This window comes from Muricoccus pecuniae (assembly GCF_014199205.1).
GTDB lineage: Bacteria > Pseudomonadota > Alphaproteobacteria > Acetobacterales > Acetobacteraceae > Roseomonas > Roseomonas pecuniae.
Map to the genome: position 1 here is coordinate 155,993 of NZ_JACIJD010000006.1, position 13,137 is coordinate 169,129.

The following is a 13,137-nucleotide window of genomic DNA, read 5'->3' on the forward strand; positions in this document are numbered from 1 at the left end:
CCCCCGTCAAACCCTGGCACGGCCGTTGCGCCTGGGGGGTTACGGAAGCGCCGGGAGGCGTTCTGGTGGAGGTCACTATGCCCGAGAGCGGTTTCCGAAGCGCGAAGGTCGTGCCGGCCATCGCCTTCCTGCTCGCCCTGTTTCCGGCGGTCCTGGCGGGGTCGGTGCCGGCGATCGCGGCGCCCGAGGTCCGGATCAAGGACATCGCGGATGTCGAGGGCATCCGCGACAACCAGCTCGTCGGGTATGGGCTGGTGGTGGGCCTGCCCGGCACGGGCGACAAGCTGCGCTCGGCCATCTTCACCCGGCAATCCCTCGTCGGCATGCTCGAGCGGCTGGGCGTGAACACGCGCGACCAGGAATCGAAGCTCGACACGCGCAACGTCGCCGCCGTGATGGTCACGGCCAACCTGCCGGCCTTCGCCCGCCCGGGAAGCCGGGTGGACATCGCCGTCTCCTCCCTCGGCGACGCCTCCAACCTCACCGGCGGCACGCTGCTGGTCACGCCGCTGCTGGGCGCGGACGGGGAGGTCTACGCCGTGGCGCAGGGCGCGGTGGCCACCGGCGCGATCGGCGCGCGCGGCCAGGGCGCCTCCGTGCAGCGCGGCGTGCCGACCTCGGCGCGCATCTCCTCCGGTGCGGTGGTGGAGCGCGAGCTTCCCTTCGAGCTGGGCGGGCGCGACCGCCTGCGCCTCTCCCTCCGCAACCCCGACCTCACCACGGCGCAGCGCATGGCCGGGGCCATCAACCGCGCCGTCGGCACCGGCCTCGCGACGGCGACCGACCCGCGCACCGTCGTGCTCGTCACGGCGGGCCGCGACATCGCGCGGCTGCTGACCGACATCGAGCAGCTCCGCATCGAGCCCGACCAGTCCGCCCGGGTCATCATCGAGGAGGCCTCGGGCACGATCGTCATGGGCCGGGACGTGCGCGTCTCCACCGTCGCCATCGCGCAGGGCAACCTGACCATCCGCGTCACCGAGACGCCGCAGGTGAGCCAGCCCGGCCCGCTCTCGAACGGTGAGACCGTCGTCGTGCCCCGCACGGGCATCCAGGTGGATGACGGGCGCGAACGGCGGCTCGGCATCCTGCCCCGCTCCGTCACCCTCGACGAGCTGGTGCGCGGGCTCAACTCCCTCGGCGTCGGGCCGCGCGACCTCATCACCATCCTCCAGGCGATCAAGGCGGCCGGCGCGCTCCAGGCCGAGCTGGAGGTGCGGTGATGGACGCCGTCGCCGCCAACCACGCCACCCTCGCCCGCCTCGCCCGCCGCTTCGAGGCGCAGGCGCTGGGCTCCCTGCTCCAGCCCGTCTTCGGGGAGGGGCCGAAGGGCCTCCTCTCCGGCGGCGCCGCCGAGGCGCAGTGGCGCCCGATGCTCGTCGAGAACTACGCCCGCGCCTGGACGGAGCGCGGCGGCATCGGGATCGCCGCCTCCGTCCATCGCGAGCTGCTCCGCATCCAGTCCGCCGCCGGCCAGTCTCCGCTTCCCGCATCTCCCCAGCCCAACATCGACCAGGAAGGATCGCCCGCATGAGCCATCTCCCCATGATCCACGCCCTGCTGAACGCGGGCCAGCGCCTGGCCGACGCGCTGCGGGAGGAGAACGAGGCGCTCGCCCGGCTCGACCTCTCGCGGGCCGCCACGCTGGCCGGCGCCAAGGTGCAGGCGACCGACGCCTTCAGCGCGGCCTATGGCGCCGCGACGCGCACGGGCGCCACGTCCGAGGGCGAGCTGCGCGCCGCGACCGAGAAGCTGGCCCTGCGCCTGCGCGACCTCTCGGACGAGAACCGCCGCCTGCTGGAGCGCGCCATCGATCTCCAATCGCGCGTGATCGAGACGATCGCCGGCGCCGCGCTGCCGGCGAGCCGCCCGACCACCTATGGCGGCATGGGGCAGCGCGCGATGCCGCGGCACGCGCCCTCGCTCGCCCTCGCCGCGCGCGCGTGAACGTCCCGGCGGTGGCGCTGGGGCGGTGCTGCTGGCGCGCGCGGCGCGGCTGGGGCATAGCTGCAATGAATGGATGCCACGGCCGACATCGCTGGATGGGAGACGGAGGAGGCCTGGGCGGCGCTGCTGAGGCGCCGCAACGGCGGGGCGGAAAATCCGCCCGGCACGCACCCTCTTCTCTCGCTCTTCGGCCCCGTCCTGTCCTGCGACCACGGCCCGGATGGCTGCACGGTGATCGGGCGCCTCGCCCAGACGCTCGACGGGCGCATCGCCACCGCGGCCGGCTCCAGCCAGTGGATCGGCGGGCGGGGCGACATCCTGCACACGCATCGCCTGCGCGCGCTCTGCGATGCCGTCCTCGTCGGCGCGGGCACGGTGGCGCATGACGATCCCCGGCTGACGACTCGCGAGGTGACGGGGCCGAGCCCCGTGCGCGTCGTGATCGATCCGCGCCGCCGCCTTCCCGACACGCACCGCCTGTTCAACGACGGCGCGGCGCCCACCATCCTCGCCTGTCTCGACGAGGTTCCCGGCCCCGGGCGCCATGGCGCGGCGGAAGTCCTGCGCCTGCCGCGCGCGGGAGACGGGCTCGACCTGGGGGCGCTGCTGGCGGCACTGGGCGCGCGCGGGCTCTGCCGCCTCTTCGTCGAGGGGGGCGGCGTGACGGTTTCGCATTTCCTCGCGGCGGGCTTGCTGGACCGGCTGCACGTCACGGTCGCGCCCGTCATCCTCGGCTCCGGCCGCGCGGCCTTCACCCTGCCGGAAGCATCCTGCATCGCGGATGGGCTGCGCTTCTCCTGGAGCGTCTATCCGCTGGAAGGCGGCGACCTCCTTCTCGACATCCCGCTGCGCCGCGCGCGGCCGCGGGTCTGCGGCGGAGGATCGCCGGCTTGCTGACTGCCACCGCCTTCTGGACGACCGGCCCCGGACAGGGCGCGATCCACGGCGAGACGCTGCGCGCGCCCGGGCCGGGCGAGGCCCTCGTCCGCACCCTCGCCAGCGGCGTGAGCCGCGGCACGGAGAAGCTCGTCTTCCACGGCCGCGTGCCGGAGGGCGAGTGGGACCGGATGCGCGCGCCGATGCAGTCCGGCGACTTCCCCTTCCCCGTGAAATACGGCTACGCGGCCGTCGGCATCGTCGAGGACGGGCCGGCGGAGCTGGTGGGACAGCGCGTCTTCTGCCTGCACCCGCATCAGGACCGCTTCGTCGCCCCGGTCTCCGCCCTTTCCCCCGTGCCCGACCGCGTGCCGGAATGGCGCGCGGTGCTGGCGGCGAACATGGAAACGGCGCTCAACATCGTCTGGGACGCGCAGCCCCTGCCCGGGGAGCGCGCGCTCGTCATCGGCGCGGGGGTGGTGGGGCTTCTCTGCGCCTGGTTGCTGTCGCGCTTCCCGGCGCTCGACCTCTCCGTCGCCGACCCCGATCCGTTGCGCGCGCCGGTGGCAGGGCGGCTGGGGCTGCGCCTGGTGACGCCTGACGAGGCGCCGGGCAACCGCGACCTCATCGTTCACGCCTCCGGCAACCCGGAAGGGCTGCGCACCGCGCTTCGCTGCGCCGGTTTCGAGGCGCGCATCCTGGAAGCCTCCTGGTTCGGCACGGAGGAGTGCCGCCTGCCCCTGGGCGAGATCTTCCATGGTGGGCGCGTCACCCTCCGCTCGACGCAGGTCGGCCAGATCGCCGCGCCCATGCGTGGCCGGCGCAGCCATGCGGAGCGGATGGCGCTCGCCCTCTCGCTGCTCGCCGATCCCGCGCTCGACGCGCTCTGCGGGCCGATGGTCGCCTTCCACGACCTGCCGCGCCTCATGCCGGAGCTGCTGGGCACCCCGCCCGAGGGGGCGTCCGCCCCGCTCCTGCCCGTTGTCACCTATGAATGAGAAGCCGATGTACAGCCTGACCGTCGCCGATCACGTCATGATCGCCCATTCCTTCCGCGGCGAGGCGTTCGGCCCGGCCCAGCGCGTCCACGGCGCGACCTTCGTGGTGGAGGCGGAGTTCCGCGCCCCGCGGCTGGACGACGCCAACCTGCTGGTGGATATCGCCGCCGCCCGCGTGGAACTGCGCCGCATCCTCGACGGCTTCGACTACAGCAACCTGGACGAGCTGCCCGCCTTCGCCGGCCAGAACACCACGACCGAGTTCCTCTGCTTCCACATCCATGGCCTGCTCTCCGCGGCGCTGGCCGAGGGGAAGCTCGGCGAGGGCGGGCGCGCGGTGCGCAGCCTGAAGGTGCTGCTGCGCGAGAGCCCGCTTGCCTGGGCCGCCTACGAGGCCGAGGTCGCGCGGGCCGCCGCGGCGTGAGGATCGCCTTCGCCGTTCCCGCGCCGCTGGACGCCGTCAGCGGCGGCTATGCTTATGACCGCCGCATCCTCGCGGGGCTGCGGGAACTCGGCCACGAGATCCGCCTGGAGGAGATGCCGGGCCGCCATCCCCTTCCGGACGACACCGCCGAGGAGGCCGCGCGCGCGGTGCTCGGCCGCCTTTCCGAGCGGGAGGTGCTGGTGGTGGACGGGCTCTCCCTGCCCTCCTTCGCGCCGCTCGCCGGCGAGCCCGCTATGGGGAACGCGATCGGCCTCATCCACCACCCGACCGCGCTGGAGACCGGCTTCCCCGAGACCGAGCGGGAAGCGCTGCGCGAGCGGGAGCGCGCGCTCTTCCCGCGGCTCGCCCGGCTGGTGACGACCTCCCCCCTCACCGCCGACCGGCTCGCGCCCGAGTTCGGCGCCGATCCCGCACGCATCGGCACGGTCGAGCCCGGCACGGATCCGGCCCCGCGCGCGAAGGGGTCCGGCGGGCCGGGCTGCGCCATCCTCGCAGTGGGCGCGCTCGTGCCGCGAAAGGGGCACGACGTGCTGCTACGCGCGCTCGGGCGACTGACCGACATCGAGTGGAAGCTGACCATCGCGGGCGGCGAGCGCGACCCCGTCCATGCCTGCGGGCTGCGGGCGCTGACGGAGGAACTCGGCATCGCCGCGCGCGTCACCTTCGCCGGGGAGGTCGGGGACGAGGCGCTGGAGGCGCTCTTCGCCGCCACGGACCTCTTCGCCTCGGCGAGCCATTGGGAAGGCTACGGGATGGCGGTGGCCGAGGCGCTCGCGCACGGGCTGCCCCTGGCGATCACCGCCGGGGGAGCGCTGGCGGATCTGGCACCGCGCGACGCCGCCGTGATCTGCGCGCCGGGCGACGCGAACAGCCTTTCCCGCGCCATGCGCCGGCCGATCTACGATGCGGGGCTGCGCGAGGCGATGTCGGAGGCCGCCTGGCGCGCGGGGCAGCGGCTGCCGCGATGGACGGACCGCGCGGAAGGCTTCGCCCGCGAGATCGAGGCCGCCCTGCCGGAGCGGCGGCCATGACGGAGAGCTTCGACGCCGACTGGCTGGAGCTGCGCGAGCCCTTCGACGCGCGGGCGCGCAGCCCGATGCTGGCCCAGGCCCTCTCGGCCGCGCTGCCCGCGCGCCCGCGGCTGCTGGACCTCGGCGCCGGCACGGGAAGCCTGTTCCGCTGGCTCGCGCCGATCCTGAACCGCCCGCAGGCATGGACGCTGGTGGATGCGGACGTCACCCTTATCGAGTTCGCCTTCGACACCATCGCCATGCGCGCGGCTGCCGTGGGGCTCGAAGTGTCGGCGCCGAACAAGCGCACGCTGCTGGTCCACACGCCCGCCGGTGCCTGGCGGGTCGAGGGGCTTGTCATGGACCTCGCGGACGCGCCGCGTGGCCTGCCGCTCGGCCGCGCGGACGGCGTGGTCTGCTCCGCGCTGCTCGATCTCGTCTCCCGGCGCTGGGTGTCCCGCATGGCCGCGGGGCTTCGCCTGCCATTCCTGGCGGCGCTGAACGTGGAGGGCGACGCGCGCTTCCTGCCGCCTCACCCCGCGGACGGGATCGTGGCGCGCGGTTTCCGGCGCGACCAGATCCGCGACAAGGGATTCGAGGGTCCCGCCCTTGGTGGCGCGGCCACGCGAGTCGCCGCGGCGGCCTTCCGTGCAAACGGCTTCTCCGTCACGACCGCGCCCTCTCCCTGGCGCATCGGCACGGGCGAGACGCGCATGCTGTCCGAACTTGCACGGGGGCATGCCGCGGCAGCGGCCGGGCAGATGCCGCGCTCGGCCGCAGCGATCACGGCATGGCTGACCGCGAGGGAGGCGCGGGCGAGGCGTGGCGCGCTGCGGGCGATGGTCGGGCATGGCGACCTCCTCGCCCTTCCCCGTCGCTAACGGGACGGCGGTCCTGCCCTACGGGGACAAATGAAAAGGGGGCGCCGAAGCGCCCCCTTCACGAGCATGAAGCTGCGATCAGGTCGCGTCGCCGGAAGCGGGCGCCTCGGTCTCGGGCGCGGGCGCCGGGGCCTCGGTGTTGGCGGCGGCCTCGGCCTTCCGGCGCGCACGCGTGGCGGCACCCTTCTTCGCGGCCTCGCTGCGGGCGGAGGTCGCGGCGCTCTTGCGCGCGCCCGTGCTGCGGGTCGCCGCCGCGCGGGTCGCCGGCGCCTTGCGCGCGGCGGGCTTGGCGGCGGCCTTAGCGGTGGTGGCGCGCTTCGGAGCCGCCTTGCGGGCGGTGGTCGCCGTGGTGCGCTTCGCGGCGGCGGTGGTGCGCTTGGCGGCCGGGCGGCGCGCAGTGGCGGACTTCGTCGCGGACTTCGCGGCGGTCTTGGCGGTGGTGGCGCGCTTCGCCGTCGTGGTGGTCGCGCGCTTCGCGGTCGCGGTGGTGCGGCGCGCCGGGGCGGCCTTCTTCGCGGTCGCCGTCTTGCGAGCGGTGGTGGTCTTGGTCGCGGCGGTCTTGCGGGCCGGGGCCTTCTTCGCGGCGGTGGTCTTCGCGGCGGCGGGGCGGCGCGCGGTGGTCGCCTTCTTCGCCGGCGCGGCGGCCTTCTTCGCGGCGGGCTTCTTCGCCGCCGGCTTCTTCGCGGCGGGCTTCGCCGCGCTCTTCGCCGCCGTCTTCGCGGCGGGGCGGGCGCGGCCGGCGGTGCTCGCCTTGCGCGTGCCCGCGCTGCGGCGCGAGGTGCTCACGGCCATGGCGGCCGCTCGGGGGGTTTTCTCTTCGCTCACGTGCTGGGTCTCCTGAAGGTTTGAGCCTGATGGGTTCGGTCGTGGGCCAGTGGGGACCCGCCGACGCGACCATCCGGGGAGGGAGGCGTCACAGGGTCTGTCTCCGCAACGCGCCGAAGTGGGCTGCCCGCGTCGCGCCGTCTCCGGCCTCGCGTTCATGGCGGGCTCCGTCACCGGTCCCCGCATCCCTCTCCTGCAACCGGTTCAGGAATTCCAAGAACCGTCCTTCCGCGCTGCGTCGCGCCGATCACCGCCCCTTCTCGCCGCGTCGCCGTCACGTCGCCGGCTTTCTCGAACCTGGCGCGCTTGACAGTGTCGAACGCGAATCGCGCAAGGCGGTTCATGCGCGCATCACGCTATCTGCACGCACCTCCGGATTGTCAACGAAAGACTCAAACGCATTGCAGATTTTCACCTGCATCCGACACGGCATCATCCACGTTGCGCGGCGTCGTGTTCTGCACGCGCGGGACGACGCGCGGTGCGGGGGAACGTTGCGCGCCGTTCCCCCGATACGCGTCAGCCGCGCTGCGACATCGGCGGCACCGCGCGCTGCGCCGCGCCGGTGTACTGCGACAGCGGGCGGATCAGCCGGTTGTCCACGGCCTGCTCGATGACATGCGCCGCCCAGCCGGTGATGCGGGAGGCGACGAAGATGGGCGTGAAGAGCGGGATGTCGAAGCCCATCAGGTGATAGGCAGGGCCGGCCGGGAAATCGAGATTGGGATGGATGTTCTTCTTCTCCAGCATCTCGGCCGCGAGCAGTCGCGACATCTCCATCCAGCGTCGGTCGCCCACCACCTCCGCCATGCGCTCGGCATACTTGGTCATCGTCGGCACGCGGCTGTCGCCGTTCTTGTACACACGATGGCCGAAGCCCATCACCAGCGCCCGGTGGTCGAAGCGCGACTGAAGCCACTCCACCGCCCGGGACGGATCGCCGATCTCGCTGAGCATGTGCATCACGGCCTCGTTGGCGCCGCCGTGCAGCGGGCCCTTCAGCGCGGCGATGCCGCCGACCACGGCACCGTGCAGGTCCGCGCCCGTGGAGGTGATGGTGCGCGCAGTGAAGGTGGAGGCGTTGAAGCCGTGCTCGGCATAGAGGGTGAGGGAGACGTCGAAGGCCTTCACCACCTCGGGCTGGGGAACCTTCCCGAAGACGAGGTGGAAGAAGTTCTCGGCGAAGGTGAGGGAGGGATCGGGCGCGATCGCGTCCAGCCCCTTCGAGGCGCGGTGGGCGGCGGCGATGGCGGTCGGGATCTTCGCCAGCAGCCGCATCGCCTTGCGGCGCGTGGCGGGCTCGGAGACGTCCGCCGTCTCCGGATCCTCCATCCCCAGGAAGGAGACGGCGGTGCGGATGGCGTCCATGGGATGCGCGTCGTGCGGGAAGGCGCGGATGACCTCCAACAGCGCGGGGGTGAGGACGCGCTGGGAGGCCTCCTCCCGCCGGAACTCGGCGAGCTGCGAGGCGTTGGGCAGCTCCCCGTTCCAGAGAAGGTAGGCGACCTCCTCGAAGGCGCAGTTCTCCGCCAGGTCCTGCACGGGGTAGCCGCGATAGGTCAGGCTGTTCGTCTCCGGCATCACCTTGGAGACGGAGGAGACGTCGGCGACGACGCCGACGAGGCCCTTGCGGATCTCGGACTGGGCTTCGCTCATTGGGTTTCCTCTTGTGGTGTGTGGCGCCGCTGAGGGCGCCGCGGCGCATGTCTGGATCGGGCGCCGCCGGGCGTGCCGGCGGCGCCCGGTCGGCTCAGAAGATGCCGGGCTTGCCGGCGGCGAGCTTGCCGTCGGGCAAGCGGGCATTGAGCTGGTCCAGCTCGCCCGCACCGAGGGAGGCGAGGTTCTCGGCCGCCGCGATGAAGCGGTCGGCCTCGGCCGGGTCGATGATGCCCTCGGTCAGGATGCGGAACTTGCGGATGTAGTCCGCCCGGCCGAAGGGCTTCGCCCCCAGCGGATGGGCGTTGGCGACCGCCAGCTCGTCCACCAGCACCGTCCCGTCCTTCAGCGTGATCTCAACCCGGCCGCCGAAGGCCAGCTCGTTCGGGTCGCGCGAGTGGTAGCGGCGCGTCCACTCCGGGTCCTCGCGTGTCTCCATCTTGTGCCACAGCCGCACCGTGTCGGGCCGCGCGGCGCGCTCGGGGGCGTAGCTGTCCACGTGGTGCCAGCGCCCGTCCTGCAGGGCGACGGTGAAGATGTACATGATGGAGTGGTCCAGCGTCTCGCGGCTGGCCCTGGGGTCCATCTTCTGCGGGTCATTGGCGCCGGTGCCGATGACGTAGTGGGTGTGGTGGGAGGTATGAAGAAGGATCTTCTCCACCCCCTCCAGGTCGGGGACGCGCTCGCGCATCTTGAAGGCGAGGTCGATCAGCGCCTGGGACTGGTACTCGGCCGAGTGCTCCTTCGTGTAGCTGTCGAGGATGGCGCGCTTGCCCTCCCCCGGGCCGGGCAGCGGGACGCTGTAGTAGACGGGCTCGTAGACGTCGCCCTGATAGCGGTGCGTGCGGCCGGCCAGCACCCAGGCGATCACGCTGTCCTCGCCCTCGTAGATCGGGGAGGGCGCGCCCTCCCCGCGCATGGCGCGGTCCACCGCCTCGACGGCCAGCTTGCCCGCATGGGCCGGGGCGAAGGCCTTCCAGGAGGAGATCTCGCCCTTGCGGGACTGGCGGAAGGTCACGCTGACATGCAGCGCCTGCTGCACAGCCTGGAAGATCGTCGCCTGGTCCAGCCCGAGCAGCGTGCCGATGCCGGCCGCGGCGGCGGGGCAGAGATGGGCGATGTGGTCCACCTTGTGCTCGTGCAGGCAGATGGCGCGCACGAGGTCGATATGGATCTCATAGGCGGTCGCGAGGCCGCGCAGGAGTTCCGCGCCGGACTTGCCCATCGTCTGCGCGACCGCGAGCACGGGCGGGATGTTGTCGCCGGGATGGGAGTAGTCGGCGGCGAGGAAGGTGTCGTGCATGTCCAGCTCGCGCACGGCCGTCCCGTTCGCCCAGGCCGCCCATTCCGGCGAGAAGCGGCGCGAGGGATCGAGGCCGAACACGGTCGCCCCGCCCTCCCTCGGATGGCCGAGCGCCATCTGCCGCGCGGAGGTGGGCGCGGAGCGGTTGATGGCGGCGATGGCGACGGCGGCGTTGTCGATCACCCGGTTGATGATCATCGCGGCCGTGTCCTCCGGCACCGCGACGGGATCGGCGGCGACCCCGGCGATCTTCCAGGCGAGCTGGTCCTCGCGCTTCAGCAGCGCCTTGGACGGGTAGACCTTCACTTCATGCTGGTGCAACGGCGTCACTCCCTCTCGATTCCTCTGCGTCAGGTTCTGCACCCGTGTGGCGTCATCGTCCAATCCGATTGACGGCGCTGCGCGATAGGCTTTCCGTATGGCGCCATGGACTTCCGCCTCGTGCGACGCCTCGGCCATTTCCTCGCGGTCGCGGAGGAAGGGCATTTCGGCCGCGCCGCCGCCCGCCTCGGCCTGTCGCAGCCGCCGCTCACCGCGCAGATCCAGGCGCTGGAGAAGGAACTCGGCGTGCGCCTGCTGGAGCGCACGGGGCGCGGCACGCGGCCGACGCGCGCGGGCGAGGCGCTGCTGCCGCTCGCGCGCCGGCTGGCCGAGGATGCGGGCGCGCTGGAGGCGCTGGCGCGGGAGCTGCGCGCGGGGCGCCACGCGCCGGTCGCCATCGCCTGCGTCACCTCCGCCCTGTTCGACGAGCTGCCGCCCCTCGTGCGCGCCCTCTCCGCCGCACGGCCGGAAGCGGCGGTCTCGGTGCGGGAGATGGACACGGCCGACGCGCTGGAGGCGCTGCGGCGCGGCGAGGTGGACATCGCCCTCCTGCGGGACGACCGCGCTCGCCCGCCCATCCGCATCCGCCCCCTCGGCGAGGACCACCTCCTCGCCGCGCTGCCCGAGGGCCACGCGCTGCTCGTCGCGCCCGATCCCCTGCCCCTGTCCCTCCTTGCGGACGAGCCGATGCTGCTGCTGCCGCGCGCCATCTCCCCCGCCTATGCCGATGCGATGGTGGCCGCCTGCCACGGCGCCGGCTTCGCGCCGCGCGCGGTGCGGGAGGTGGGTTCGGCCATGGCGCAGCTCGGCTTCGTCGCGGCGGGGCTCGGCGTCGCCCTCGTCTCCTCCGGCATGGCGCGGCTGCGGCCGCCCGGCGTCGCCTTCCGCGCGCTCGCGGGCCCGATCCCCGCGGTGGGGGTGGCGCTGGCCTGGAACGCGGAGCGGGCGGGAGAGGCCGCGTCGCTCGCGCTATCCCTCGCGGAGGAGCTCTTCCCCATGGCGCCCGGGATACACGCGCCGGAGGATCTGCCCTAACCTCTCCCGCAGAGCAGCAAGACCGGGAAGCCCTGATGAGCCAGCCTTTCGACCGCGTGATCCTCGGCGACCTCGTGCTGCCCGACCGCGTGCTGGAGGGCGGCTATGTCGCCGTGCGCGGCGAGACGATCGCGGCCATCGGCGAGGGCGCGCCGCCCCCCGCCGCGGCGACCGAGGACCATTCCGGCCGACTCGTCTTCCCCGGCCTCGTGGACGGGCACATGCACACGGCCAGCTCCATCGGCTGGCCCGGGATCGAGGGCTCGACGCTCTCCGCCGCGGCGGGCGGCGTGACGACCTGCGTGGACATGCCCTACGACATTCCCCTCCCCGTCACCGACGCGGCCATCCTGCGCGACAAGGTGGAGTGGCTGCACCGGCTGGCCCATGTGGACGTCGCGCTCTACGGCACCATCCGCAAGGACGCCGGGGGAGAGGAGATGGTCGAGGCCATCGCGGGGCTCGCCGAGGCCGGCGCCTGCTCCTTCAAGTTCTCCACCTATGAGTACGACGCGGTGCGCTTCCCCCGCATCGACCCCGTCCTCATGCGGGAGGCCTTCGCCGAGATCGCGAAGACGAACCTCATGGTCGCCGTGCACAACGAGGACCAGGAGCTGGTGATGAAGCTGACGGCCGAGGCGAAGGCCGCGGGCCGCACCGATCCCATCATGCACTGCCGCACCCGCCCGCCGCTGGCGGAGAACCTGGCCAACCTCGCCATCTTCGAGATCGGGCTGGAGACGGGCGCGCATGTCCACATCGCCCACTCCTCCCTCTCCCGCGGCTTCAACATCGCCGAGGACTTCCGCCGCGCGGGCGCCCGCAGCTCGGGCGAGGCATGCCTGCACTATCTCTGTATGACGGAGGAGGACGTCGTCCGCCTCCAGGGCTTCGGCAAGTGCAACCCGCCCTTCCGCACGGCCGAGGAGGTGGAGCGGATGTGGGCCTCGCTGCTCGCCGGCAAGGTCGCCTATGTCTCCACCGACCACGCGCCCTGGCAGCGCGAGCGCAAGGAGTACAAGGGCGACATCTTCGCCCTCGGCGCCGGGCTGACGGGGATGCAGAGCTTCGCCCCCGTCATGTTCACCCTGCTGGAGGAGCGCGGCCTGCCGCTCACCCTGATGGCGAAGTACCTCGCCGCCGAGCCCGCCCGCTATCACGGGCTCGACCCGAAGAAGGGAGGCATCGCGGTGGGCGGCGACGCCGATCTCTGCGTCATCGAGCGCGGCGACTTCACCTTCGACCAGGCCGCCATCCTCGACCGGCCGGAATTCCAGCACTCCGCCTATCACGGCCGCGCGCTGCGCGGGCGCGTGGCCGCGACCTATCTCCGTGGGACGCTCATCTGGGACGGCGCCAGCGTCCTCGCGAGGCCGGGCTCTGGCCGCTTCGTACCGCGCCAGCACGACCGGCCCGTCGTCCTGGGATGATGGCGCGCGCGCTCCCCGGCTCGCCGGCCCGCCTGCCCACCGCCGCTCCCTTGCCGGTCACGGTGCGGAGGCGGTCCCGGTGAACTTCCCCCTCATCGTCGCGGTCCTCGCCGCCCTGCTCGGCTTCGGCTTCCCGATCTGGTTGATGGGGCCCGGCACCTCGGTCCCGATCGCCCTGCTCGCCCTTCTCTGCGCGCTCATCCTCGGCCGCGCCGGCTGGTGGCTGGCCGCGCGCGGGGAGGCGAAGGCGGAGGAGACACATCCCGAACCCTCCCCGCAGGCGCGCCGCCCGCCGCCGCGCGACCCGGCTCCCTGGCGCGCGCCCGAGGAAGGCAACTGATCCGTCCGCATGGTGGAACGGCGGGGACTTGCCCTGCGCCGGCCGGAGCAGATGTTGTAGACAGCGTGCG

At 73.0% G+C, this 13,137-nt stretch carries 14 protein-coding genes; 12 read left to right on the top strand and 2 right to left on the bottom strand.

Annotated features, from left to right (window positions below):
- Positions 1-77 precede the first annotated feature (77 nt).
- The 9 genes from FHS87_RS08415 to FHS87_RS08455 all read left to right on the top strand — a co-directional run bounded on the left by FHS87_RS08415 (position 78) and on the right by FHS87_RS08455 (position 6,998).
- Complete coding sequence (locus FHS87_RS08415) at positions 78-1,223, top strand: flagellar basal body P-ring protein FlgI (RefSeq protein WP_184516247.1); 1,146 nt, start codon at positions 78-80, stop codon at positions 1,221-1,223.
- The gene (locus FHS87_RS08420; protein WP_184516249.1) at positions 1,223-1,534 is read left to right on the top strand and encodes a rod-binding protein; all 312 of its coding nucleotides are present in this window, start codon (positions 1,223-1,225) and stop codon (positions 1,532-1,534) included. Before FHS87_RS08415 ends, FHS87_RS08420 begins: the two co-directional genes overlap by 1 nt.
- Positions 1,531-1,947 carry a hypothetical protein gene (locus FHS87_RS08425; protein ID WP_184516252.1) on the top strand — a complete coding sequence of 139 codons (417 nt, stop codon included), beginning with the start codon at positions 1,531-1,533 and terminating at the stop codon, positions 1,945-1,947. The genes FHS87_RS08420 and FHS87_RS08425 overlap by 4 nt, the downstream gene beginning before the upstream one ends.
- Before the next feature lie 69 nt (positions 1,948-2,016).
- Positions 2,017-2,844 (top strand): RibD family protein, encoded by an 828-nt coding sequence (locus FHS87_RS08430; protein WP_184516255.1) that lies wholly within the window; start codon positions 2,017-2,019, stop codon positions 2,842-2,844.
- Positions 2,838-3,821: a zinc-dependent alcohol dehydrogenase gene (locus FHS87_RS08435; RefSeq protein WP_246418233.1), complete on the top strand. Its 984-nt coding sequence runs from the start codon at positions 2,838-2,840 to the stop codon at positions 3,819-3,821. The genes FHS87_RS08430 and FHS87_RS08435 overlap by 7 nt, the downstream gene beginning before the upstream one ends.
- Before the next feature lie 7 nt (positions 3,822-3,828).
- Positions 3,829-4,245: a 6-pyruvoyl trahydropterin synthase family protein gene (locus tag FHS87_RS08440; RefSeq protein ID WP_184516258.1), complete on the top strand. Its 417-nt coding sequence runs from the start codon at positions 3,829-3,831 to the stop codon at positions 4,243-4,245.
- Positions 4,242-5,297 (top strand): glycosyltransferase family 4 protein, encoded by a 1,056-nt coding sequence (locus tag FHS87_RS08445; RefSeq protein ID WP_184516261.1) that lies wholly within the window; start codon positions 4,242-4,244, stop codon positions 5,295-5,297. The genes FHS87_RS08440 and FHS87_RS08445 overlap by 4 nt, the downstream gene beginning before the upstream one ends.
- On the top strand, positions 5,294-6,157 hold the full coding sequence (locus tag FHS87_RS08450) for a methyltransferase domain-containing protein (protein ID WP_184516264.1): 864 nt from the start codon (positions 5,294-5,296) through the stop codon (positions 6,155-6,157). Before FHS87_RS08445 ends, FHS87_RS08450 begins: the two co-directional genes overlap by 4 nt.
- 172 nt (positions 6,158-6,329) lie before the next feature.
- Positions 6,330-6,998, top strand: coding sequence for a hypothetical protein (locus FHS87_RS08455; RefSeq protein WP_184516267.1), 669 nt, complete (start codon positions 6,330-6,332; stop codon positions 6,996-6,998).
- Positions 6,999-7,501: 503 nt separating this feature from the next.
- Here the strand turns inward: FHS87_RS08455 and FHS87_RS08460 are convergent.
- Positions 7,502-8,638, bottom strand: a complete 1,137-nt coding sequence (locus FHS87_RS08460) for a bifunctional 2-methylcitrate synthase/citrate synthase (RefSeq protein ID WP_184516270.1) — start codon at positions 8,636-8,638, stop codon at positions 7,502-7,504.
- Between the two features lie 94 nt (positions 8,639-8,732).
- Entirely contained in the window at positions 8,733-10,262 is a 1,530-nt protein-coding gene (locus FHS87_RS08465) for an MmgE/PrpD family protein (protein WP_184516273.1), read from the bottom strand.
- Between the two features lie 105 nt (positions 10,263-10,367).
- Here FHS87_RS08465 and FHS87_RS08470 point away from each other — a divergent pair, with 105 nt between their 5' ends.
- The 3 genes from FHS87_RS08470 (at position 10,368) to FHS87_RS08480 (ending at position 13,067) form a co-directional block, all read left to right on the top strand.
- Positions 10,368-11,297 carry a LysR substrate-binding domain-containing protein gene (locus FHS87_RS08470; protein WP_184516276.1) on the top strand — a complete coding sequence of 310 codons (930 nt, stop codon included), beginning with the start codon at positions 10,368-10,370 and terminating at the stop codon, positions 11,295-11,297.
- A 35-nt stretch (positions 11,298-11,332) separates the two neighbouring features.
- Positions 11,333-12,727: a dihydroorotase gene (locus FHS87_RS08475; RefSeq protein WP_184516293.1), complete on the top strand. Its 1,395-nt coding sequence runs from the start codon at positions 11,333-11,335 to the stop codon at positions 12,725-12,727.
- 79 nt (positions 12,728-12,806) lie between these two features.
- Positions 12,807-13,067, top strand: coding sequence for a hypothetical protein (locus tag FHS87_RS08480; RefSeq protein ID WP_184516296.1), 261 nt, complete (start codon positions 12,807-12,809; stop codon positions 13,065-13,067).
- Positions 13,068-13,137: the final 70 nt, after the last annotated feature.